Origin of the sequence: Streptomyces sp. NPDC050625, from assembly GCF_040654755.1 — a bacterium.
GTDB lineage: Bacteria > Actinomycetota > Actinomycetes > Streptomycetales > Streptomycetaceae > Streptomyces.
Window position 1 is genome coordinate 162,526 of the sequence record NZ_JBFAIQ010000004.1, and the last position, 23,946, is coordinate 186,471.

The following is a 23,946-nucleotide window of genomic DNA, read 5'->3' on the forward strand; positions in this document are numbered from 1 at the left end:
GTGACCGCACAGAAGCTCGACGGCAAGGCCACCGCCGCCGAGATCCGCCGTGAACTCGCCGAGCGCGTCGCCAAGCTGACCGCCATCGACGGCCGGCCGCCGGGCCTCGGCACCGTACTGGTCGGCGACGACCCCGGCAGCCGTGCCTACGTCGCCGGAAAGCACCGCGACTGCGCGCAGGCCGGCATCGCCTCCATCCGCCGCGAACTGCCCGCCGACGCGACGCAGCGGCAGGTCGAGGACGTCATCGACGAACTCAACGCCGACCCGGCCTGCACCGGCTACATCGTCCAGCTGCCGCTCCCGCGCCACCTGGACGCGAACGCCGTCCTGGAACGCATGAACCCCGCCAAGGACGCCGACGGACTGCACCCCGTCAGCCTCGGCCGGCTCACCCTGGGCACACAGGCCCCGCTGCCGTGCACCCCGCGCGGCATCGTGGAACTCCTGCGCCGCCACGAGGTACCGATCGCCGGGGCCCGGGTGTGCGTGATAGGCCGCGGCATCACGGTCGGCCGTCCCCTCGGGCTCCTGCTGACCCGCCGCTCCGAGAACGCCACCGTCACCCTCTGCCACACCGGAACCAAGGGCCTGGCCTGGCACGTCCGCGAGGCGGACATCGTCGTCGCGGCCGCCGGCTCGCCCGGACTGATCACCAAGGACATGCTGCGCCCCGGCGCGGCGGTCCTGGACGTCGGCATCACCCGCACCGACCAGGGGCTGGTCGGCGATGTGCACCCGGACGCCGCCCAGGTCGCCGGATGGCTCGCGCCGATGCCCGGCGGCGTGGGCCCCATGACCCGCGCGATGCTGCTCGCCAACGTCGTCGAGGCCGCCGAGAGGAACGCGAACCCCGTATGAACGCGCTGAACACCCCGCTGGCCGAGCTGGACCCCGAGGTCCACGCCGCGCTCCGCGCCGAACTGCACCGCCAGCAGTCCACGCTCGAAATGATCGCCTCCGAGAACTTCGCGCCCTCCGCCGTGCTGGAGGCCCAGGGCTCGGTCCTGACCAACAAGTACGCCGAAGGCTACCCCGGCCGTCGCTACTACGGCGGCTGCGAACACGTCGACGTCACCGAGCGCCTGGCCATCCAGCGCGTCAAGGACCTGTTCGGCGCGGGATACGCCAATGTGCAGCCGCACTCGGGCGCCCAGGCCAACACCGCCGTCTTCTTCGCGCTCCTCAACCCCGGCGACACGATCCTCGGCCTCGACCTCGCCCACGGCGGACATCTCACCCACGGCATGCGCATCAACTACAGCGGCAGGATGTTCAATGTCGTGCCGTACCACGTCACCGAGACCGACCATCTGGTCGACCTGGACGAGGTGGAACGCCTCGCCAAGGAACACCGCCCCAAGATGATCATCGCGGGCTGGTCGGCGTATCCGAGGCAGCTCGACTTCGCGGCCTTCCGGCGCATCGCCGACGAGGTCGGCGCGCTCCTCATGGTGGACATGGCGCACTTCGCGGGCCTGGTCGCCGCCGGACTGCACCCCAGCCCGGTCCCGCACGCGCACGTGGTCACCACCACCACGCACAAGACCCTCGGCGGCCCGCGCGGCGGGGTCGTCCTCACCAATGACGCCGACCTCGCCAAGAAGATCAACTCGGCGGTGTTCCCCGGCATGCAGGGCGGCCCGCTGGAGCACGTCATCGCCGCGAAGGCGGTCTCCTTCAAGGTGGCCGCGTCGCCCGAGTTCGCCGAACGCCAGGCCCGCACGCTCGCCGGCGCCCGTATCCTCGCCGACCGCCTCACCCGTCCGGACACCGCCGCGGCCGGAGTGCGGGTGCTCACCGGAGGCACGGACGTCCATCTGGTCCTGGTCGACCTGCGCCACTCCGAACTCGACGGCCGGCAGGCGGAGGACCTGCTCCACGAGATCGGCATCACCGTCAACCGCAACGCCGTCCCGTTCGACCCGCGCCCGCCCATGGTCACCTCGGGCCTGCGCATCGGCACCCCCGCCCTGGCCACCCGCGGCTTCACCGAGGAGGACTTCGCCGAGGTCGCCGACGTCATCGCCCTCGCCCTCCAGCCCGAACCCGACCTGCCCGCGCTGCGCGCCCGCACCGAGGCACTGGCGGCCAAGCACCCGCTCTACCCGCACCTTTCGGAAGACGGAGACGTCCGATGAGCCCCAGCACTCCCGGCGCCGACCTCCCCGACCACCCGGACTGGCTGTGGCGCACACCCGAGCCCAAGCGGTCGTACGACGTGGTGATCGTGGGCGGCGGCGGACACGGCCTCGCCACCGCCCACTACCTGGCGAAGAACCACGGCATCACCAATGTCGCCGTGCTGGAGAAGGGCTGGCTCGCGGGCGGCAACATGGCCCGCAACACCACCATCATCCGCTCCAACTACCTGTGGGACGAGAGCGCCGGCATCTACGAGCACGCCCTGAAACTCTGGGAGGGACTGGAGGAGGAGCTCGACTACCCGATCCTCTTCTCCCAGCGCGGTGTGCTGAACCTCGCCCACAGCCTGCAGGACGTCCGCGACAGCGTGCGCCGCGTCGAGGCCAACCGGCTCAACGGCGTGGACGCCGAATGGCTCGACGCCGAGCAGGTCGAAGAGGTCTGCCCGATCGTCAACATCTCGCCCGACGTGCGCTACCCGGTCCTCGGCGGCACCTACCAGCCGCGCGCCGGCATCGCCAAGCACGACTACGTGGCCTGGGGCTTCGCCCGCTCCGCCGACGCCGCCGGGATCGACATCATCCAGAACTGCGAGGTCACCGGCCTGGACGTGGTCGACGGCCGGGTGGTCGGCGTACGGACCACGCTCGGCCCGATCGCGGCCGGCAAGGTGGCCCTGTGCTCGGCCGGCCACACCTCGGTCCTCGCCGCCATGGCGGGCATCGAACTCCCGCTGCAGAGCCACCCCTTGCAGGCACTCGTCTCCGAACTCCTGGAGCCGGTGCACCCGACGGTCGTCATGTCCAACGCGGTCCACGTCTACGTCAGCCAGGCCCACAAGGGCGAACTGGTCATGGGCGCGGGCATCGACGCGTACAACTCCTACACCCAGCGCGGCGCGTTCCACATCATCGAACACCAGATGTCCGCCGCACTCGAACTCTTCCCGGTCTTCGCCCGCGCCCATGTGCTGCGCACCTGGGGCGGCATCGTGGACGTCAGCCCCGACGCCTCGCCCATCGTCGGCCTCAGCCCGGTCGACAACCTCTATCTCAACTGCGGCTGGGGAACGGGCGGTTTCAAGGCCACCCCGGGCGTGGGCTGGGTCTACGCCCACACCATCGCCCACGACACCCCGCACGCCCTCAACGCCCCCTTCTCGCTCGACCGTTTCACCACCGGCGCGCTCGTCGACGAGCACGGCGCGGCCGCGGTGGCCCACTAGGGATCCTCAAGGGAGCCGAACGACATGCTGCTCATCCCCTGCCCGTGGTGCGGGCCCCGCGACGAGGCCGAGTTCCACTACGGCGGCCAGGCACATGTGCCCTACCCCGAGGACCCCTCGGCCCTCACCGACGAGGAGTGGGCGCGGTACCTCTTCTTCCGCGACAACCCGAAGGGCCCGTTCGCCGAGCGGTGGAGCCACGCGGCGGGCTGCCGCCGCTGGTTCAACGCGGTACGGGACACGGCGACCAACGAGGTCCTGGCCGTGTATCGGGCCGGGGAGCCGCGTCCTTCCGAGGTTGAACCGGCGCCGGTCACTTCTCGGCCACGGCCGGCACCACCAGGTCGTCCGGCGTCTGAGGACGAGGCCGTTCAGGCCGAAGGGGGGTCTGGGGGCACAGCCCCCAGCGGGGTCGAAGGGGCAGAGCCCCTGGGGATGGGAGCGGGTAAGGGCGGCGGGGGCGAGACTCGCACGTTCCGCACCCCCACCGGCGGCCGCATAGACCGCGACACCGCCCTCACCTTCACCTTCGACGGCATCGAATACCAGGGCCACCGAGGCGACACCCTCGCCTCCGCCCTCCTCGCCAACGGCGTCATCGCGGCAGCGACCAGCATCAGACTCGGCCGCCCCCGCGGCATCTTCTCGGCAGGTGCAGAGGAACCCAACGCGGTCGTCCAGATCGAGGAGCCCTTCCCCGAGCCGATGCTCCCGGCCACGACCGTCGAACTCCACGACGGCCTCGTCGCGACCAGCCTCCCCGGCCAGGGCCGCCTCGCCACGACCCCCGACCCCGCCCGCTACGACGCCGTGCACGCCCACTGCGACCTCCTGATCGTCGGCGCAGGCCCGGCCGGTCTCGCTGCCGCGGCGGCAGCCGCCCGCTCCGGCGCGCGCGTCATCCTCGCCGACGACCAGCCGGAGCCCGGTGGCAGCCTGCTCGGCACGGGCGAACACCTCGACTGGGTGACGGCGACCGCGGCCCGCCTGGACGCCGCCGCCGAGGTGCGCGTACTGCGTCGTACCACCGTGTTCGGCTACTACGACGACAACCACCTCCTCGCCGTCGAGCGGCGCACCAACCACCTGGGCGCCGAGGCGCCGGACAACGTCTCCCGCGAGCGCGTCTGGCGCATCCGCGCCCGCCGCGTGGTCCTCGCGACCGGCGCCCACGAGCGCTCCCTGGCCTTCGCGGACAACGACCGCCCCGGAGTGATGCTGGCCGCCTCGGCCCGCACCTACGTCAACCGGTACGGAGTCCTGCCCGGCCGCCGCGCGGTCGTCCTCACCACCAACGACAGCGCGTACGCCGCCGCGCTGGACGTGGCCGCGGCAGGCATCGAGGTCGCCGCCGTCGTCGACACCCGGTCCGAGCCGGGGGAGTGGGCCGACCGCGCCCGCGAGGCCGGGATCGAGGTGCTGGCCGGCCACGCCGTGACCGGCACGGACGGCGGGGCACGGCTCACCGCCGTGCGGGTCGCCCCGTACGGCGAGTCCGCCGGACGGCGGGAGTTCGCCGTCGACCTCCTCCTGGTCTCGGGCGGCTGGAACCCGGTGGCGCACCTGTTCAGCCAGGCGGGCGGCAGGCTCCGCCACGACGAGGCGCTCGGCGCCTTCGTCCCCGACACCTGCCGCCAGGCGGTCGAGGTCGCGGGCAGCGCGAACGGTGAGCCGGCCCTGGCCGCGGTGCTCGCCCAGGGCGCGGCCGCGGGCGCCCGCGCGATCGAGGCCGAGGGCTACACCGCCGAGGCGCCCGCCCTGCCCGCCGTGGCCAAGGGACCGGACACCCCGGCCATGCAGGTGTTCACCCTGCCCGCCCCCGCCGGCGCCCCCCGCTTCGTCGACCTCCAGCGCGATGTGACCGTCGACGACCTGGCCCGTGCGACCGGAGCCGGGCTGCGCTCGGTGGAGCACACCAAGCGCTACACCACGGCCGGCACCGCCAACGACCAGGGCAAGACCGCGGGCGTCCTCGCCAGCGGAGTCGTCGCGGAACTCCTCGGCGTGGACATCTCCGCGCTGGGCCTGCCGACGTTCCGCCCGCCCTACACCCCCGTCTCCTTCGCCACCCTGGCGGGCCGCGACCGGGGCGCGCTGCACGACCCGGTCCGGGTGACCGCCCTGCACGACTGGCATGCCGCGCACGGCGCGCTGTTCGAGAACGTCGGCCAGTGGAAGCGCCCCTGGTACTACCCGCACGACGGCGAGGACATGGAGGCCGCGGTGCTGCGCGAATGCCGCGCCGCCCGGGAGGGCGTCGCGTTCATGGACGCCTCCACCCTCGGCAAGATCGACGTACAGGGCCCGGACGCCGCGGCCTTCCTCGACCTGCTCTACACCAACATGATGAGCACCCTGAAGGTCGGCATGATCCGCTACGGCGTGATGTGCCGCCCGGATGGCATGGTCTTCGACGACGGCACCGTCATCCGCCTCGCCCAGGACCGCTTCCTGGTCACCACCACGACCGGCAACGCGGCCGCCGTACTGGACTGGATGGAGGAGTGGCTGCAGACCGAGTGGCCCGGGCTGCGCGTCCACTGCACCTCCGTCACCGAGCAGTGGGCCACCGTCGCCCTGGTCGGCCCCCGCTCCCGTGAGGTCCTCGGCGCACTGGCGCCGCAACTGGCCGTGTCCAACGAGGACTTCCCGTTCATGGCGTGGCGGGAGACGACCGTGGCGGGCATCGGGGCCAGGGTGTGCCGGATCAGCTTCTCCGGCGAACTCGCCTACGAGATCAATGTGTCGCCGTGGCACGCCCTCGCCCTGTGGGAGGCGCTGCACGAGGCCGGTGCCCCGTACGGCATCACCCCGTACGGCACCGAGACCATGCACGTCCTGCGCGCCGAGAAGGGCTACCCGATCATCGGCCAGGACACCGACGGCACGGTCACCCCGCAGGACCTGGGCATGAGCTGGGCGGTGTCGAAGAAGAAGCCCGACTTCATCGGCAAGCGCTCCTACGCCCGCGCCGACACCGTCCGCCCCGACCGCAAGCACCTGGTCGGCCTGCTCCCCGAGGACCCGGCCGCCTTCCTGCCCGAGGGCACCCAGCTGGTCGCCGACAGCGAACTGCCCGCCCCGCCCGTCCCGATGCTCGGCCATGTCACCTCCAGCTACCGCAGCGCGGCACTGGGCCGGACCTTCGCCCTCGCCCTGGTCAAGGGCGGCCGGGAGCGCATCGGCGAGCGTCTCTACGCACCCGTGGGCGACCGGCTGCTCCCGGTGACCGTCGCCAGCCCCGTCCTCTACGACCCCGAGGGAGCCCGCCGCGATGGCTGACACCGCCCCGACCGCGCAGCAGCGCAGCCCCCTGGCCTCCACCGCCCACCGGCTGGCGGCCGTGACCCGGTCCTCCGGGGGCGCGATCCGGCTGGCCGAACTCCCCTTCCTGGCGCAGGTCGACGTCCGCCTCGACGCCAAGGGACCGGCCGCGGACGCGGTGGGACTCGCCCTGGGGCTCCAACTGCCCCTGGAACCCGGCACCGTCGTACGCACCGGGGAGCTGACCGTGCTGTGGCTCGGCCCCGACGAATGGCTGGTGGTGGGCCGGCCCGGCACGCAGCGGGACCTCGAGAGCCGGATCCGTTCGGCGGCCGGGGACGAACCCGTGTCCGTCTGTGACGTCTCCGCCCAGCGCACCACACTTCTCGTCACGGGCCACCGCGCCCGCGACCTGCTCTCCCACGGCTGCGCGCTGGACCTCCACCCGCGCGCCTTCGGTCCCGGCCGCTGCGCCCAGACGACACTGGCACGGAGCCAGGTCGTCCTGGTCGCACGCGACGAGCCCAGGGCCGGGTTCTGGGTGCTGGTGCGCTCGTCCTTCGCCGGCTACCTCACGGACTGGCTGCTGGACGCGGCGACGGAATACGCCTGACACGGTGGGTCGGTATGTCCCTACATGATGTGACAAAACCTGCCTCACCTGGGCTCCCAGACTTGGCTTGCTCGTTTTCTTGAATCATTCGTGTTTGTGCGGGTAGGTTGGCGGCCATGACCGCATCCCAGCCCCCGACCACCGCCGAGGAGCTCCGCGGTGCCGGCCTGCGGGTGACGGCCGCCCGCGTCGCGCTGCTCGAGACCGTCCGGGGCGGTGATCACCTCGGTGTCGAGGCGATCGCCTCCGGGGTGCGGGATCGCGTAGGCCACATTTCCCTGCAAGCCGTGTATGAAGCCCTCCACGCACTCACCGCCGCGGGTCTCATACGCCGTATCGAACCGGCCGGCAGTCCGGCGCGGTTCGAGGGACGAGTCGGGGACAACCACCACCATGTCGTGTGCCGGTCGTGCGGCGTCGTCGCGGACGTCGACTGCGCGGTCGGTGAGGCCCCCTGCCTGACGGCCTCCGACGACCACGGCTTCTCGGTCGTCGAGGCGGAGGTCATCTACTGGGGCCTGTGCGCCGACTGTTCCACCGCCCGCAGTTCCTGAGCAATGCGATCCGCCCAGTTCGGAAGGATTCCCATGTCTGAGAACCATGATGCAATCGTCGTAGACGCGAAGACGGAGGGCGCGGGCGGCTGCCCCGTCGCGCACGAGCGCGCCCTGCACCCGACTCAGGGCGGCGGAAACCGCCAGTGGTGGCCGGAGCGGCTCAATCTGAAGATCCTTGCGAAGAACCCGGCCGTGGCGAACCCCCTCGGTGAGGAGTTCGACTATGCCGCGGCGTTCCAGAGCCTCGACCTCCCGGCCGTGAAACGGGACATCGCCGAGGTGCTGACGGATTCCAAGGACTGGTGGCCGGCCGACTTCGGCAACTACGGCCCCCTCATGATCCGTATGGCCTGGCACAGCGCGGGCACCTACCGCATCAGCGACGGCCGTGGCGGCGCCGGCGCCGGTCAGCAGCGCTTCGCCCCGCTCAACAGCTGGCCCGACAACGGCAACCTCGACAAGGCCCGCCGTCTGCTGTGGCCGGTGAAGAAGAAGTACGGCAAGAGCCTGTCGTGGGCCGACCTCATGATCCTCGCCGGCAATGTCGCCCTGGAATCGATGGGCTTCAAGACCTTCGGCTTCGGCGGTGGCCGTGAGGACGTCTGGGAGTCGGAGGAGGACGTCTACTGGGGTCCCGAGACCACCTGGCTCGACGACCAGCGCTACACCGGCGACCGTGAGCTGGAGAACCCGCTCGGCGCGGTGCAGATGGGCCTCATCTACGTCAACCCGGAGGGCCCGAACGGCAATCCGGACCCGATCGCCGCGGCCCGCGACATCCGCGAGACCTTCCGCCGCATGGCGATGAACGACGAGGAGACGGTCGCCCTGATCGCGGGCGGTCACACCTTCGGCAAGACCCACGGCGCGGGCCCGGCCGAGAACGTCGGCGCGGACCCCGAGGCCGCCCCGATCGAGCAGCAGGGCCTCGGCTGGAAGAGCACCTACGGCACCGGCAAGGGCGGCGACGCGATCACCAGTGGCCTGGAGGTCACCTGGACCAGCACGCCGACCCAGTGGAGCAACGGGTTCTTCAAGAACCTCTTCGAGTACGAGTACGAGCTCACGCAGAGCCCGGCCGGCGCCAACCAGTGGGTCGCGAAGGACGCCGAGGCGACCGTCCCCGACGCGCACGACCCGTCGAAGAAGCACCTCCCGACGATGCTCACCACCGACCTGTCGCTCCGCTTCGACCCGGTCTACGGTCCCATCTCGCGGCGCTTCTACGAGAACCCCGAGGAGTTCGCGGACGCCTTCGCCCGCGCCTGGTACAAGCTGACCCACCGCGACATGGGCCCGAAGTCGCTGTACCTCGGCCCGGAGGTCCCTCAGGAGACCCTGGTCTGGCAGGACCCGCTGCCGCAGGCCGAGGGCGAGGCCGTCGACGCCGCCGACATCGCGGCCCTGAAGGCCAAGCTGCTCGACTCGGGCCTGAGCGTCGCGCAGCTGGTGTCCACTGCGTGGGCCTCGGCCTCCACCTTCCGCACCAGCGACAAGCGCGGCGGCGCCAACGGCGCCCGCATCCGTGTGCAGCCGCAGGCCGGCTGGGAGGTCAACGAGCCCGACGAGCTGGCGCAGGTGCTGCGTGTCCTGGGGGGCATCCAGTCAGAGTTCAACTCCGGAGCCAAGAAGGTCTCCCTCGCCGACCTGATCGTCCTCGGCGGCGCCGCCGGGGTCGAGAAGGCCGCCAAGGACGCCGGGTACGACGTCGAGGTGCCCTTCGCGCCGGGCCGCGTGGACGCCACGGACGAGCACACCGATGCGGAGTCCTTCGCCGCGCTGGAGCCCACCGCCGACGGCTTCCGCAACTACCAGGGCAAGGGCAACCGGCTGCCGGCCGAGTACCTGCTGCTCGACAGGGCGAACCTGCTGGGCCTGAGCGCGCCCGAGATGACGGCCCTGGTCGGCGGTCTGCGCGTGCTGGGCGCCAACCACCAGCAGACGTCGCTCGGTGTCCTCACCGAGACCCCGGGCAAGCTGACGAACGACTTCTTCGTCAACCTGCTCGACCTGGGCACGACGTGGTCGGCGACCTCCGAGGACCAGACCACCTTCGAGGGCCGCGACGACGCCACCGGCGAGGTCAAGTGGACCGGCACCCGTGCCGACCTCGTCTTCGGCTCGAACTCCGAGCTGCGGGCCCTCGCGGAGGTCTACGCGAGCGACGACGCGAAGGAGAAGTTCGTGAACGACTTCGTCGCGGCGTGGGTCAAGGTCTCGAACCTCGACCGGTTCGACCTCGTCTGACCCCGACGTCCGGGCCGGCCCGCACGGGCCGGCCCGCACGGGCCGGCCCGGACGCGTTCGGCGCTATTTCTGCCGTCGCCCGCCGTCCGCCGCGGGCCCACGGCCGCGTCCCTTCCCGGGCGGCCCGTCGCTCTCACCCGGGGCCCCGGCAGCCGTCGGCTCGTCCGACCACGCCTCGTACGAGCTGAAGCGGTCCTCGGCGGCCGCGGCCGCCAGCGCGGACAACGCGGCCTCGCGACGCGACGCGGGAATCGTGCCGACCGCGGCCAGGGTGAGGGTGTCGGCGTCGGGCTCGGCCCCCGCGGCCCGGAACGTGATCGTGCCGGGCAGCATGACGAGCGAGGTCGTACCGGACTGCTCACCGGACGGCCGCAGTTGGACGTGGATGCCGTGCCGGTCGGCCAGTCTGCCGACCACGAAGAGCCCCATGTGCTGGTACACATCGGTGTCGGCGGTCGGCGGGTTGGCCAGCTTGTGGTTGATCACCGCGAAGTCCTCGGGCATCAGCCCGATTCCCTCGTCGTGGATCTCGATCATGATCCTGGTGTCGGGGAGCCGGGTCGCCGTCACCCGGACCGTCGAGCGCGGGGACGAGAACGCGGTGGCGTTCTCCAGGAGTTCGGCGAGCAGATGCACGAGGTCGGTCACGGCACGGCCCTGGATCTCGGCCTCCGGGACACCGGCGAACTCGATGCGCTCGTACTGCTCCACCTCGGAGGAGGCCGCACGGATGACGTCGACCAGCGGCAGCGAGCGGTCCCACTGCTGGGCAGGCTTCTCCCCGCCGAGCACCAGAAGGTTCTCACCGTTGCGGCGCGCCCGGGTGGCGAGATGGTCCAGCCTGAACAGGTTCTCCAACTGGTCGGGGTCGGTCTCGTGGTCCTCCAGGTCGGTGATCAGGGCCAGTTGACGCTCGATCAGTGACTGGTTGCGGCGCGACAGGTTGGTGAAGATCGTGTTGATGTTGCCGCGCAGCGCGGCCTGCTCGGCGGCGAGCCGTACGGCCTCGCGGTGCACATGGTCGAAGGCGCGGGCGACCTCGCCGATCTCGTCCGTGGTGGTGATGGGGATGGCGGCGACCCGGGTGTCGACCTGTCCGGGCACGGCCTGGGACAGCTGGGTGATGACGGCCGGCAGCCGTTGCTCGGCGATCTCGATGGCGGAGCCGCTCAGCCGGCGCATGCCGCGGCTCATCGAACGGGCCACCCACGCGGCGAGCAGGAACGCGGTGAGCACGGCCGCGAGGACCAGCGCGGCATTGGTGATCGCGTCACGGCGTGCGGTGTCGGCGATGGCGTGGGCGTCCGTGAGCGCGCTGTCGGTGAGGTGGATCTGGATGCCGCGGTAGGCGTCGAAGCCGAGTGTGGACGCGGCGAAGAACGATTCGGGGGTGATGCCCTCCGCGGCCAGTTCGGCGGTCGTCTTCCCCGAGGCGATCTCGCTGGTCATCTTGGCGGTGCCGGGCGGGGCGACGAAGGTCCGGCCGGCCGCCCTGGCCCGTCGGGCGGCCTCGGTGGTCTGCCGCCGGCCCTTCTGCTCCGCGTCGGCCAGCGCCTTGCGCAGCCTCGCCATGTCCCCGGTGGTGCCGGCGCCCGCGTACTCCTGGAGCGCGACCTGTTCGAGATAGGCGTACGAACGGAACGAGGCCAGCTGGGCCTCCAGTTCGCCCGGAGCGAGGGAGTCGCGGTCCTCCACCAGCAGATGCGTGCCGATGGACCGGATCAGGGACTCGGCGGCCTGCGTCAGGGAGATGGCGTAGAGCGTCCGGCCGAAGCTGGCCTGATTGCTGCTGCCGAAGCCCAGTTCGTTCGACAGCTCCATCAGCGGATGCTGGACGAGGTGGTAGCTCTCCTCGGTCTGCACACCCGACGCCTTTGTGCTGAACGCGTTGGCCCGGACCGTCGCAAGCTGCTTCTCGCCGTTGCGGACCAGCTCGATCCGCCTGAGGAGGCCGGCGGTGTCCGGTACGCGGCCGACCGCTTTGTCGAACGCCTTCGCGTCCTCGTCGGTGATCCGGCGGGCCTGTACGACCGGGCCGGCGTCCCTCTTTCCTTCCAGCAGTGGGATGACCGAGACGTCGCGCTCGTTGATCGCGTCGCTTGCGTACTTGTTCGCCGCCTGGACCAACTCGGCCACCCGCACCGCTTCGTCGGCTGCCTGCAAGGTGTCCACGGACCGTTTCACCCGCACGCCGCCGAAGGCGAGTGCGACGAGCACCGGGATCAGCAGGACGGCCCGGAGCTTTCTGCCCACACGCCAGTTGCGGGTCAGGGATCTTCGTCGGCCGCTTGTCGGCAGGGCGGGGGAAGCGCTTTCTGCGCGGGCCTGACGACGGGTGGGGGGTGAGGTGTTCGACAAGGTCGTCCCATCGTTTCCGGACCGCCTCGTGCGCGGCGCTCGCCGGGCACTCTCTCGACGGGGGCGGTCTGCGGTGTGGTTCAGGTGAGACAGGCGGGTCACGATGTGCGCCTGCGTGGTCACTTTCTAGCACCGCGGGATCGTCCGTGATGGCCAATTCGCCAATGTGGTACAAGCTTCATCTAAGCCGTCCAAGGGGGAGCCGAGTCCCGCGGACACTGAAGTCGCCCCGGGCCGACGGAACTTGCGGCTTTCGACGCCGGATCCCATCCCTTCGTCGCGCTGCCGTGGACCGTCGACGGACAGCGGAGCGAACGCCCCCTCGGCAGAGTGAGCGCATGAGTGAGCGCAGGGAGAAGACGAAGGGGATCAACAGGGCACAGTTCCTTGCCGGGACGGCGTCCGCCGGGCTCGCGGCGGCGCTGCTGCCCGCAGGGCCGGCGCGGGCGACGGAGCCTCGGCGCGGGCTGTGTCACCGAGGCGTCGTCTACACCGTGGGCGACGGCGAGACACCTGGTACGGCCTTCAGCACCGCCCGGATGCGCAAGGACATCCGGGTCATCCGCGACGAGCTGCACGCCGACACCGTGGAGGTGACCGGCGACGGCGTGGAACGTCTCACGGCCACCGCCGCCGAGGCCGCGGAGCGCGGCCTGCACATCTGGCTCCAGCCGACCCTCGGCGACGTCCCGGAACGGGACATCCTGGAGCACCTGGCCGAGACCGGCCGGTTCGCCGAGCGGCTGCGCCGGCAGGGCGCGAGCGTCGACTTCAGCGTGGGCTGCGAGTTCTGGCTGTTCGTGCCGGGGATCGTCCCGGGGGCGACCGTCCTGGAACGCGTACGGAACCTGTTGGAGGGACGTGTCGACCACGCCAGGACGCAGCGCCGACTGGACCGCTTCACCAGGAAGGCGGCGGCAGCCGGCCGCTCCGTCTTCCGGGGCCCTCTGAGCTACGCCGCTGCCCAGGACGACCAGGTCGACTGGAGCCTCTTCGACATCGTGGGCATCGACTACTACTCGTACTTCCGTCGCCGCGCCGACCACGCCGCGGAGCTGCGCCGGTATCTGCGCCGGGGCAAACCCCTGGCGATCACCGAGTTCGGCACCTGCGCGTACGTCGGCGCCCCCGAGGCGGGCGGTATGGCCTGGGACGTCGTCGACCACGACAAGCACCCCGAGGAGATCAAGGGCCACCCGGTGCGCAGCGAATGCACACAGGCCGCCCATGTGGTGGACGTGTTCTCGTCGATGAACCTCTACGCGGCGATGGCGTTCGAGTTCGTCACCCCGGACGCCCCGCACCGCCCCGACGACCCGCGCCACGACCTCGACATGGCGAGCTACTCCCTCACCAAGACGATCAAGGACCATCCCGACGACCCCGGCTCCGACTGGCACTGGGAACCCAAGCAGGCCTTCCACGCACTGGCCCACCGGTACGCGAGGGAGTACCGGGCGAGTTCTTCCTAGAGGCGCGGCCCCCGTGGGCCCGGTTTCGTGACAACGGCGGAGCGGCGGTGGGTGACCCTCGGTGCAACAATGGGCTCCGTGGGGCCCGGCCCCGGGATGGTGCGAAGGTATGGGCGTCATCGGTGCGCTCGGCAGTGCAGATCCGGCCGATCCGTTCGACATCGGGTCCGCGGCCGTGGTGATCATCGATGCCAGGAAGCAGATCGCCTACTGGAGCCCGGGCGCCGAGAGCCTGCTCGGCCACGCGTCCCGTGACGCGGTGGGGCAGCCGGTGGAATCCGTCCTGGCGGACCGGAACCTGATCAGCGCCGTGTCCCGGCTGCGCCGGACGGGCCACGGCTGGAACGGTGTGCTCGCCGCCCGGCACCGCGCCGGTCACCTCGTCGAAGTCGCGGTCCGGGTGTGCCCCCTCGTCGCCGCCGGCGGCCGCCATGCCTGGCTCGTCGTCGCCTGTGACGCGCGGGAACAGGCGGAGTACGAGTTCCACGACTCGGTCGCGCGCTCCCTGCTGGAGCGGTCGCCCATCGGCATCGCCGTACTGGACACGCAACTGCACCGGAAATGGGCGAACCGCGCGCTGGCCGACATGGAGGCGTACGGCGCGGCCGAGGACGACGAGGGCGGAGCCGGAACGGACACGGCTGAGGCGTCGTCCCTGGTGAGCCGGTACGCCAAGCGGGCGCTCGTCACCGGACGGCCGCAGGTGACCCTGGAGCACTCGCCGCCGCACCACCACATGCCGCACAGCCGGACCCGGAGGCGTGTCGAGCTGCGTACCTTCTTTCCCGTGGGCAACCCCGCGGGCGAAACGCTGGGCATCTGCCTCGTCGCCGTCCACGCCGCCGGCCAGGACTCGGCGCGTGATCGGCTCGCCCTGCTGAACGAGGCCAGCGAACACATCGGCACCACGCTCGATCTCGGCCGCACGGTGGGCGAACTGGCGGAGGTCATGGTGCCGCGGGTCGCCGACTTCGTCGCGATCGACCTCCTGGACGCGGTACGGGCGACCGCGGACCCGTCCTCGGACGCGGCGCACGGTGGTGAGAAGACGCTGCGCCGCGCCGCCCATCTGTCGATCCAGGAGGACCACCCCGAGGTGGTCATCGAGATCGGTGTCCCCACGCACTATCCGGCCCGTTCCCCTCAGGAACGGAGCCTGGCCACGGGCAAGCCGATCTGCGAGGTCGTCGACGCGGCGACCTCATGGGTCCTCGACGACCCCGTGCGCTGGAACCGGCTGATCCGCCTGGGTGTGCACACGCACCTGGTGGTTCCGCTGCGGGCACGCGACATCACCATGGGCATGGTGACGCTGCTGCGCTGGAAGAATCCCGACCCGTTCGACGAGGACGATCTGCTCCTCGTCGAGGAGTTGGTGGCGCGCGCCGCGGTGTGCGTCGACAACGCCAGGCGTTTCGCCCGGGAGCGCCAGGCGGCGCTGACCCTGCAGACGAGCCTGCTGCCGCCCGACCTGCCCGAGCTCAACGCGGTCGAGGTCGCCTACCGCTATCTGCCGGCCGACATCGAGTCCGGGGTGGGCGGTGACTGGTTCGACGTCATCCCGCTCTCGGGCGCCAGGGTCGCGCTCGTCGTGGGTGACGTGGTGGGCCATGGGCTCCACGCCGCGGCGAGCATGGGGCGTCTGCGGGCCGCCGTCCAGACGCTGGCCGATCTGGATCTTCCCCCGGACGAGCTGCTGACCCACGTCGACGACCTGGTCGTACGCCTCTCGGAAGAGGCCGAGGCGGCTGCGGAGGGGCCCACGGTGGTCGGGGCGACCTGTGTGTACGCGATCTACGACCCGGTCGCCCGCACCATCGTCGTGGCCCGTGCGGGGCACCCCAGCCCCGCGATCGCCCATCTGACCGAGCCGGTCGAGTTCCCCGACATCCCCGCCGGACCGCCGCTGGGCCTGGGTGGCCTGCCCTTCGAATCGGCCGAGATCGCGGTGGAGGAGGGGAGCATCATCGCCCTCTACACCGACGGGTTGATCGAAGCGTCGGACCGGGACGTCGACGTCGGCATGGAACGCCTGTGCTTCACCCTGGCCCACCCGGACCGGCCGCTGGAGGAGATCTGCGACATCATGGTCCGCACCCTGCTGCCGGACCGCCCCCGGGACGACGTCGCCTTCCTGATCGCGCGGACGCACACGCTGAGTCCCGACCGGGTGGTCTCCTGGGACGTCCCCGCGGACCCGTCGGCCGTGCACGTGGTGCGCAACGACGTCGACCGGCAGCTGTCCCTGTGGGGTCTGGACGACCTGGCCTTCACCACGGAGCTGATCGTGAGCGAGCTCGTCACCAACGCGATCAAGCACGCGTACGGCCCGATCAGTCTGCGGCTCATTCACGAGCGGGCGCTGATCTGCGAGGTCTCGGACGCCAGCAACACCTCCCCGCACCTCAGACGGGCCGCGAGCACGGACGAAGGAGGACGAGGCCTCTTCCTGGTGGCACAGCTCGCGCAGCGCTGGGGCACCCGCCGCGGCGCCGCGGGCAAGACGATCTGGACGGAGCAGCAGCTTCCGGACGGTGCGTGACGGCGCGAAGGGCTCCGCGCCTCTTGAATACATATGCGAGATATGTCATATTCATCCCACGCGAGTCCCCTACCCACGGAGCCCGCAGCATGATCCATGGAGCCCACCCCCATGCTCCCGCCCACCTCGTCGACATCGCCCTCGCCCGTGACTGCGACACCTGCCTCGGCTGGGGAAGCGTCGTCCGCCACGGCCGTTTCGAGCTCTGCCCGGACTGCCAGGGCCCGTCCGGCCCGCAGCGGGACACCAGCGACCTCGGCGGCTGAGCCCTCGGCCTTCGAATCAGGGGGTGAAGACCTCTTCGAGGCTGTCGATGGCCCCGTTGCCACCGAGGTGGTACTTGAAGACCAGGCCGCTGTTCGGGTGCGCCTCGATCCAGTCCAGGAACTCCTGGACGCCGATGCGCTGGTTCTCGGTGCTCTCCACGATGGGGTTGGTGGCGGTGACGTAGGCGGCCTGGTCCATGGGCAGGTACGTCTCCTTGCCGACGGTCACGAAGGGCGCGCCGTCGGAATCCGCCGTGGGGCAGCCCCAGTTGCCGTGCTTGACGATCAGGCTGAGTGAGCCGCCCTCGGGGGTGTAGCGGTAGACCGCGATCTCGTCGGGGGAGATGGGCATCTTGTGGTCGCAGCCGTCGTCCTTGCCGCCGGAGCCCGCGGCGATGGGCGTCTTCGTGGCCGAGGAAGCGGAGGCGGAGGCAGTGGCGGCCGGTGCGGCCCCGGTGGCCGCGCTCCCGCCGCCCGTACCGGCCGAGGACTTGGCGGCGGGCTTGGCGCCGGCCGCGGTGGCACCGCCTCCCGCGTCCGCCGCGGTGTTCGAGGACGCCGCGCTCTCAGTCGCGCTCTTGCCGTCGTGGCCGGCGCAGCCGCTGAGCGCCAGGGCCAGTGCGGCCGCGGCGCACACGCTCGCTGCGGTCGGGCGGAGCGCGCCGGGTCTGCGACGGCCGGTCTTCGTGGTCGGTGCCATGGTGGGTCCCCCCTCGGGTGGTGACCGCCCTGGTGCGGGCGATGCGATTCGGGAGGAGGGACGATCCACGGTCGGCTGCAGTTTCACCGGTTCTCCATCGTTGCGGCCCCGTGACATGTGGGCCGGCCGCGAACGTTCGCAGCGCCGTCGGCGTCCAGGGACAAAGAGCTCACGAAAGGGCCCACATGACAGCCGTACGTGTCACTCCTCGTTCCTCGCTGCCGCGCGTCGTCCTGATCGGCGGTCTCCTCTGGGCGACCGCCGCCTGTGCGGGAGCGGGCACGTCCACCGAAGCGGCGGAGGAGAAGTCGTCCACGCAGAGCGGTACGGCCTGGGAGGAACCGGCCTCGTACACGTACACGCTGAACTCGACCGAGGGAGAGCGGGCCCTCATCGGCACCTTCCGGGTGACCGTGCGCGACGGGAAGGTGGCGAAGGCGGTCGGCCTCGACGAGGAGAGCCGCCGCGTGGTCCGGCGCTCGCCCGGTGTCGTCCCCACCATCGGTGGACTGCTGAAGGAACTCGCGCAGGCGCGGCGCGACGACGCGGACACGGCGGAGGCACAGTACGCGGCCGACGGACATCCGCTGCGCATCACGCTGGACCGGGACGAGAACGCCGTCGACGACGAAGCCCGGTACGTCATCAGCGCATACGAGCCCGCGACGTCCTCGTGACGGCGCGGCAGAAACCCGCTCGGGCAGTCACCGCACGGCCGGCTAGGTCGGTGCGGTCCGCAGCGCGCGCAGCACCGACCAGACGACCGAGATGAACGGGACCGCGACGACGGCGCCGATCACGCCCGCGACGATGCTTCCCCCGATGACGGACACCGCGACGACGAGCGGGTGCAGACTGACCGCCCAGCTCATCACCAGCGGGTGCAGCACATGTCCCTCCAGCTGGCCGATGACCACGATGAGCACGAGCACGGCGGCCGCCGTGAGCGGGCCGCGCCCGGCGAGGGCGACCACCGTGGCCACACTGAGCGCGATCGGCGAGCCCACCAGCGGTACGAACGTGGCGAAGAACTCCAGGATGGTCAGCGGCAGCGCGAGCGGTACCCGCAGGATGAACAGCGCGACTCCGACGAGTACGGCGTTGGTGGCGGCCACGATGATGATGCCGCGTGTGTACCCGGCGAACGTCCGCCAGGCCGCCCGCCCGGTCCGGTCCCACACCGGGCGGGCGCCACTGGGCAGCAACTGGTCGCGCATCCAGCGCCACAGGCGCTCGCCCGAGTGGATGAAGAAGACGGACGCGAAGAGGGCCAGCACCGCTCCGGTGATCAGCTCGACGATCCTGCCGAGACCGCTGACGGCGCTGCTGAGCAGATTCGCCCGGTGCGTGTTGAGGTAGTTCACCACCTGGCGCTGCAGATCCTCCAGCTTGCCGGGACTGAGCCGGAACGGCGGTCGCTGGAGCCACAGTTCGATCCGGTGGATGCCGCCGCGGAACTCGCCCGCCAGTTTCGCGGACTCGCCCGCCACCGCGTTGCCCACGAGAGCGAGCAGGGCCATCAGGAGCAGCAGGCTGCCGACCACGGCGACGGCAACGCTCAGCGACCTCGGGAGCACGCGGTTCAGCAGGTCGGCCAGGGGGCGCAGCACCGAGGTGATGACAAAGGCGAGGAACAGGGCCACGGCGATGAGTTGGAAGCGGCCGAGGACGGTGAAGACGCCGTAGACGACGATGCCGACGACCAGGACGCGCCAGGCGTAGGCAGCGGCGACGCGCAGCCACGGTACGGTCCGCTCGGCCACCGAACCGATCGGGGGCGCGGTGTCCCGTGGGCCGTAGCGCGTGCGCGGCGGGAGCCGTACGGAGTGCGCCGGACGGCTGCCCAGCACCACGTCACCCGCCCGGCGTCCGCGCCCCCGCCCGGCCGATCGACCGCCCGTACCGGCCACCACGTCCCACGCCACCTCGCCGTTTCTGACTGTCGGTCATGTCTAGAGCAAGGTAAGCGCGCCGGGCGGGGGACGCGGTGCAACGCGCCCGGGCCGGTCCGTCGCCGAGGGGAACGGGTGCCCGTCCGGCGCACGGGTGCCGAGGTGCCTCGGCGACCGGGCGGTATCAGGCTCGCAAGGGGTTGGTGCGGCTCGCTGCCAGGAGGTACCAGGCGGTGGCCCCGGTGTGCCGGTACGGGTAGTAGCCGAAGCCGAAACCCGTGTCGAGCGGGCTGCTCGCCGATACGACGCCACAGCGCGCGGTGAGTGCCCTGCCGCCGACGGTCTGGTCCTGGCCGAGCAGGTCCTGGGCCCTTTCGAGGGAGGCGAGCAGTCGTCGGGCGCGCGCCTCGTCACCCGGTGCGTGCCGGGTGCGCAGGGCGAGGGCGAGGTGGGCCGTCCCCTCGAACCACACACCATGTCGATCGGGCTTGGGCTGGCTCGGCGCGATCGGTGCGTCCTCGTCGGCCAGGAGACTGGCGGAGCTGAAGGTGACTCCTTCGTAGGACTGGCCCGCGGGCACGGTGCTGTTGCGGCGGTCGGCGGTGTCCAGGACCGCCAGTTCGGACGTTGCCCAGTCCAGGGAGCGGGCGTGGGCGGGGGAGGCGAGGGCGAGGTGGGTCCAGGTCTGGGTGTCCTCGGGAATCGGTGATCTGTTGATCGTGACGCCGTCGTTCGTGCCGGTGTAGAAGAAACCTCCGGAGGGCTCCCACATCCTCCCGACGAAGGCCTTGGCACGTGCGCGCCGCTCCAGCCACACCGGGTCCCCGGTGAGCCGGGCGAGGCGCCCGAAGAGGCCGATGAGGTCGGTGTTGTGCTCGGTGGAGGTGTAGGGCAGTGCCTTGCCGGCCCCGTCGACCCCGAACTTGTAGCCGCCGAGGGGCTCTTCGGTGCGGCCGTTGCGCTCGATCCAGGTGCCGATCCGCAGCGCGCCGGCGAGGAAGCGCCGGGCACCGGTGCGCTCGGCGAGTGCGCTCAGGGCGATACCGGCCCAGGCCATGTCGCCGACGGCCGTGCCGGTGAAGCCGAACTGGGTGCCGACGTTGGCCCTGCCGTCCGTCCGTACGAACCCGTCGGGCTGCGGCGAGCCGTCGTAGAAGGTGTACGGCCCGACGTTGTATGCCTGCCGCAGCCTGCCGTCGTCGTACCCGGGGTCATGGGCCTGCGCGAAGAGGAGGGCGTCTCCGAGTGCCATGGCCCGGGCCTGGCCGTCCTTGGTGCGGACGGCCAGAAGGGCCAGGATCGCGAGGGCGTTGTCATAGGTGAACGCGGTGCTGAACAGGCCTGCCTGGTCGGTGTAGCTCTGGGCCAGCCGGATCGCTCCGTGCTGGGGGTAGGCGTCCTGGGCGGCCGCGAGGAAGGTGTACGCACGACGTTCGCCGGAGTTGCCTGCGGCACCCTTGGCGACTGCCGCGCGGGCCGTGCCGGAGCCGGCGGCCGTGGTGAAGGCCGCGGCACCGATGCCGAGGCCGGCACCGATGAGCGTGCGGCGGCTGAGCGCCTGGCGTCGACTGCCGGTCATGGGTCTCCTCGGGAGGTGCGGGGCGCGGGGCCGTGGTTCTGAGAGCGCTCTCAAGAGTGCGCGCTCATTCTGCTGTTGTGGGTCGCGCGGGTCAACGCCCGTGCCATGCATGCCGGTTGGCCGTCCATGTGCGTGAAGTGGCCTCGCGGCCGAAATCTGCCGCTGGAGCGGCTGAACCGCGGCCGGGCAACCGCCAATTTGAGCCGATGTTTTGTTGCAGTCATGACAACTCCACGACCGGGGTATCACCCTGCTGTCCATCCGTTCACCACATGCTCACGGATCCCTCACATATCCCACTCGCACCCGCACGCCGCCGGAGGGCCGCACCGGCCCGACCCGCTCTCCCGGACCCCATCGGGTCCGATCACCCCACAGAAGGAGAACGCCTTGTTCCGGCAGGACCGTTACCCCCATCGACCCCGATACACCGCAGCCCTGGTGCTCACCGCGGTGAGCGCACTGCTCGCGGCCGGTGTCCAGGCCGGCACCGCCGCCGCGGCCCCCGACGTCCACGGCCACGCGAAGATCCAGGCCACTCCCCGGGCCGGCGCGGCCCCCGTGCGGCTCTCGCCGGCGAAGCGCACCGCGCTGGTCAGGAGAGCCGCCGCGGCCACCGCGAGCACGGCGAAGAGCCTTCACCTCGGCGCCAAGGAGAAGCTCGTCGTCAAGGACGTCTCCCAGGACGCCGACGGCACCACCCACACACGGTACGAACGGACCTACGCCGGACTGCCGGTCCTCGGCGGCGATCTGGTCGTCCACGCCCGGGGCGGCCGTCTCACCACGTCGAGGGCCACGAAGGCCACCCTCACCCTGCCCACCACCACGCCGAAGGTCTCCCCGGCCGCGGTGAAGGCCAAGGCCCTCGCGGTCGCGGTGCAGGCCGGCGGCAAGCAGGCCAAGGCGGACCGCGCTCCGCGTCTCGTCGTCTGGGCCGCCGCCACGGAGCCCGTCCTGGCCTGGGAGACGGTGGTCGGTGGCTTCCAGGACGACGGAACACCCAGCGAACTCCATGTGATCACCGACGCCGCCTCGGGCAAGTCCCTCTTCCGGTTCCAGGGCATCGAGACGGGTACCGGCACAGGGCAGTTCAGCGGAACGGTGCCGCTCGGCACCACGCTCTCCGGCTCCACGTACCAGCTCGTCGACGGCGACCGCGCCGGACACCACACCTACGACCTGAACCAGGGCACCTCCGGCACGGGCACGCTGTTCACGGACGACAACGATGTCTGGGGCGACGGTACCCAGAGCAACCGTCAGACCGCGGGCGTGGACGTCGCCTTCGGTGCCGCGGCGACCTGGGACTACTACAAGGACGTCTTCGGCCGCAACGGCATACGCAACGACGGAGTGGCCGCCTACAGCAGGGCCCACTACGGCAACAACTACGTCAACGCCTTCTGGTCCGACACCTGCTTCTGCATGACCTACGGCGACGGGTCGGGCAACACGCACCCCCTGACCGCGCTCGACGTGGCGGCGCACGAGATGAGCCACGGCGTCACCAGCGCGACCGCCGGTCTCGACTACTCCGGCGAGTCGGGCGGCCTCAACGAGGCGACCTCCGACATCTTCGCCGCCGCGGTGGAGTTCCACGCCGACCTGCCCGCCGACGTCCCCGACTACCTGGTCGGCGAGAAGATCGACATCAACGGCGACGGCACACCGCTGCGCTACATGGACAAGCCCTCGAAGGACGGCGCCTCCCGCGACTACTGGAGCTCGTCCCTGGGCGGCATCGACGTCCACTACTCCTCGGGCCCGGCGAACCACTTCTTCTACCTGCTGTCCGAGGGCAGCGGCGCGAAGACCGTCAACGGCGTCTCCTACGACAGCCCCACCTACGACGGCCAGTCCGTGACCGGCATCGGCATCGGGAACGCCCAGCGCATCTGGTACCGGGCGCTCACCACGTACATGACCTCGACCACCGACTACGCGGGCGCCCGCACCGCGACGCTCCAGGCCGCGGCCGACCTCTTCGGCGCCTACAGCCCGACCTACCTCGCCGTGGCCGACGCCTGGGCGGCGATCAACGTGGGGAACCGGATCGCGCTGGGCGTCAACGTGGCCCCGATCGCCGACCGGACCAGCGGGGTCGGGCAGGCGGTTTCCCTGCAGACGGACGCGTACACCACCAACTCCGGCGCGGGTCTGACGTATGCGGCGACGGGCCTGCCGGACGGTCTGACGATCAACTCCAGCGGCCTGATCTCCGGCACCACGACCACGGTCGGGACCAGTGACGTCACGGTGACGGTCACCGACGACACGGGCGCGTCGGCCAGTGTGCGCTTCACCTGGCGGGTGGCGAACATCTACGCCAACGCCACCCGCGTCGACATCCCCGACGCCGGTGCCGCGGTGGAGTCCCCGATCACCGTCACCGGCCGGACCGGCAACGCCTCGGCCACCACCCAGGTCTATGTCAAGATCGTCCACACCTACCGGGGTGATCTGACCGTCGATCTCGTCGGCCCGGACGGCACCGTCTACTCACTGCTGAACCGCAGCGGCGGCTCCGCCGACAACGTCGACCAGACCTTCACCGTCGACGCCTCCGCCCAGCCCGTCTCCGGGACCTGGATCCTGCGTGTCCAGGACCGCGCCGGGCTCGACGTCGGCTACATCGAGCAGTGGCAGCTGACTCCCTGAGCCGTCCGCTCCACGGAGGCTGTCGCCCCGGGGCGCTTCCCGCGGCCCGGGGCGACAGCCGCCTTCGCTCCGCGCGCTCGCCGAGGTGCGCGTCGAGCGGCGTCAGCTGAGGAGCTGCTGCTTCTGCGCCTCGAACTCCGCGTCCGTCAGCACTCCCTGGGCCTTCAGCTCACCCAGCTGCTTGAGCTGGTCGATCTTGCGGGTCATGTCGTCCTCGGTGGACGGCGGTGCCGGCGGCGGAGGCGGGGGCGGGGCGGCCGCCTGCTGCGGGGCCGCTTGCTGTTGCTGTTCGTAGTCCTGCTGTGCCCAGCGCCCTGCCTGCCGCCGGGACACCCGGTTGGACACCGCGGTGGCGGTTCCGGCGACGACTGCGGTGCGCGCGACACCCCTCAGGAGTCCGGGCATGGTCTCTCATCTCCCCTGCT

At 71.2% G+C, this 23,946-nt stretch carries 17 protein-coding genes; 12 read left to right on the top strand and 5 right to left on the bottom strand.

Annotated features, from left to right (window positions below; genetic code table 11):
* From AB0I54_RS11200 to katG, 7 genes are all read left to right on the top strand, one after another.
* Positions 1 to 861 carry a bifunctional methylenetetrahydrofolate dehydrogenase/methenyltetrahydrofolate cyclohydrolase gene (locus tag AB0I54_RS11200; RefSeq protein ID WP_363295669.1) on the top strand — a complete coding sequence of 287 codons (861 nt, stop codon included), beginning with the start codon at positions 1 to 3 and terminating at the stop codon, positions 859 to 861.
* The gene (glyA, locus tag AB0I54_RS11205) at positions 858 to 2,141 is read left to right on the top strand and encodes a serine hydroxymethyltransferase (RefSeq protein WP_363295670.1); all 1,284 of its coding nucleotides are present in this window, start codon (positions 858 to 860) and stop codon (positions 2,139 to 2,141) included. The genes AB0I54_RS11200 and glyA overlap by 4 nt, the downstream gene beginning before the upstream one ends.
* On the top strand, positions 2,138 to 3,370 hold the full coding sequence (locus tag AB0I54_RS11210; protein WP_363295671.1) for a sarcosine oxidase subunit beta family protein: 1,233 nt from the start codon (positions 2,138 to 2,140) through the stop codon (positions 3,368 to 3,370). The genes glyA and AB0I54_RS11210 overlap by 4 nt, the downstream gene beginning before the upstream one ends.
* Positions 3,371 to 3,394: 24 nt before the next feature.
* Entirely contained in the window at positions 3,395 to 6,652 is a 3,258-nt protein-coding gene (locus tag AB0I54_RS11215; protein WP_363295672.1) for a sarcosine oxidase subunit alpha family protein, read from the top strand.
* Positions 6,645 to 7,247 carry a sarcosine oxidase subunit gamma family protein gene (locus tag AB0I54_RS11220; protein ID WP_363295673.1) on the top strand — a complete coding sequence of 201 codons (603 nt, stop codon included), beginning with the start codon at positions 6,645 to 6,647 and terminating at the stop codon, positions 7,245 to 7,247. Before AB0I54_RS11215 ends, AB0I54_RS11220 begins: the two co-directional genes overlap by 8 nt.
* A gap of 116 nt (positions 7,248 to 7,363) precedes the next feature.
* Positions 7,364 to 7,801: a Fur family transcriptional regulator gene (locus AB0I54_RS11225; RefSeq protein ID WP_363295674.1), complete on the top strand. Its 438-nt coding sequence runs from the start codon at positions 7,364 to 7,366 to the stop codon at positions 7,799 to 7,801.
* A gap of 33 nt (positions 7,802 to 7,834) precedes the next feature.
* Positions 7,835 to 10,051 carry a catalase/peroxidase HPI gene (gene katG / locus AB0I54_RS11230; RefSeq protein WP_363295675.1) on the top strand — a complete coding sequence of 739 codons (2,217 nt, stop codon included), beginning with the start codon at positions 7,835 to 7,837 and terminating at the stop codon, positions 10,049 to 10,051.
* 63 nt (positions 10,052 to 10,114) lie between these two features.
* Here the strand turns inward: katG and AB0I54_RS11235 are convergent, their stop codons facing one another.
* Positions 10,115 to 12,304 carry a nitrate- and nitrite sensing domain-containing protein gene (locus AB0I54_RS11235; RefSeq protein WP_363295676.1) on the bottom strand — a complete coding sequence of 730 codons (2,190 nt, stop codon included), beginning with the start codon at positions 12,302 to 12,304 and terminating at the stop codon, positions 10,115 to 10,117.
* Positions 12,305 to 12,747: 443 nt separating this feature from the next.
* Here AB0I54_RS11235 and AB0I54_RS11240 point away from each other — a divergent pair, with 443 nt between their 5' ends.
* The 3 genes from AB0I54_RS11240 (at position 12,748) to AB0I54_RS11250 (ending at position 16,689) form a co-directional block, all read left to right on the top strand.
* Positions 12,748 to 13,881 (top strand): abortive phage infection protein, encoded by a 1,134-nt coding sequence (locus AB0I54_RS11240; RefSeq protein WP_363295677.1) that lies wholly within the window; start codon positions 12,748 to 12,750, stop codon positions 13,879 to 13,881.
* Between the two features lie 109 nt (positions 13,882 to 13,990).
* The gene (locus AB0I54_RS11245) at positions 13,991 to 16,423 is read left to right on the top strand and encodes a SpoIIE family protein phosphatase (protein WP_363295678.1); all 2,433 of its coding nucleotides are present in this window, start codon (positions 13,991 to 13,993) and stop codon (positions 16,421 to 16,423) included.
* Positions 16,424 to 16,512: 89 nt separating this feature from the next.
* Entirely contained in the window at positions 16,513 to 16,689 is a 177-nt protein-coding gene (locus AB0I54_RS11250; protein WP_363295679.1) for a hypothetical protein, read from the top strand.
* A 16-nt stretch (positions 16,690 to 16,705) separates the two neighbouring features.
* Here AB0I54_RS11250 and AB0I54_RS11255 read toward each other — a convergent pair whose 3' ends face one another.
* The gene (locus AB0I54_RS11255; protein ID WP_363295680.1) at positions 16,706 to 17,389 is read right to left on the bottom strand and encodes a hypothetical protein; all 684 of its coding nucleotides are present in this window, start codon (positions 17,387 to 17,389) and stop codon (positions 16,706 to 16,708) included.
* A gap of 185 nt (positions 17,390 to 17,574) precedes the next feature.
* On the opposite strand from AB0I54_RS11255, the gene AB0I54_RS11260 reads away from it, so the two are divergent.
* Entirely contained in the window at positions 17,575 to 18,066 is a 492-nt protein-coding gene (locus AB0I54_RS11260) for a DUF6174 domain-containing protein (protein ID WP_363295681.1), read from the top strand.
* A gap of 42 nt (positions 18,067 to 18,108) precedes the next feature.
* On the opposite strand, the gene AB0I54_RS11265 is transcribed toward AB0I54_RS11260, so the two are convergent.
* Both AB0I54_RS11265 and AB0I54_RS11270 read right to left on the bottom strand, forming a co-directional pair.
* A complete protein-coding gene (locus AB0I54_RS11265; protein WP_363295682.1) occupies positions 18,109 to 19,314 on the bottom strand; it encodes an AI-2E family transporter in 1,206 nt (401 codons plus the stop codon).
* Between the two features lie 151 nt (positions 19,315 to 19,465).
* Complete coding sequence (locus AB0I54_RS11270; protein WP_363295683.1) at positions 19,466 to 20,860, bottom strand: Tat pathway signal sequence domain protein; 1,395 nt, start codon at positions 20,858 to 20,860, stop codon at positions 19,466 to 19,468.
* A 390-nt stretch (positions 20,861 to 21,250) separates the two neighbouring features.
* Between AB0I54_RS11270 and AB0I54_RS11275 the strand changes: the two genes are divergently transcribed.
* Positions 21,251 to 23,521, top strand: coding sequence for a M4 family metallopeptidase (locus AB0I54_RS11275; protein ID WP_363295684.1), 2,271 nt, complete (start codon positions 21,251 to 21,253; stop codon positions 23,519 to 23,521).
* Positions 23,522 to 23,623: 102 nt separating this feature from the next.
* Here AB0I54_RS11275 and AB0I54_RS11280 read toward each other — a convergent pair whose 3' ends face one another.
* The gene (locus AB0I54_RS11280) at positions 23,624 to 23,926 is read right to left on the bottom strand and encodes an SHOCT domain-containing protein (RefSeq protein WP_363295685.1); all 303 of its coding nucleotides are present in this window, start codon (positions 23,924 to 23,926) and stop codon (positions 23,624 to 23,626) included.
* Between the last annotated feature and the right edge of the window lie 20 nt (positions 23,927 to 23,946).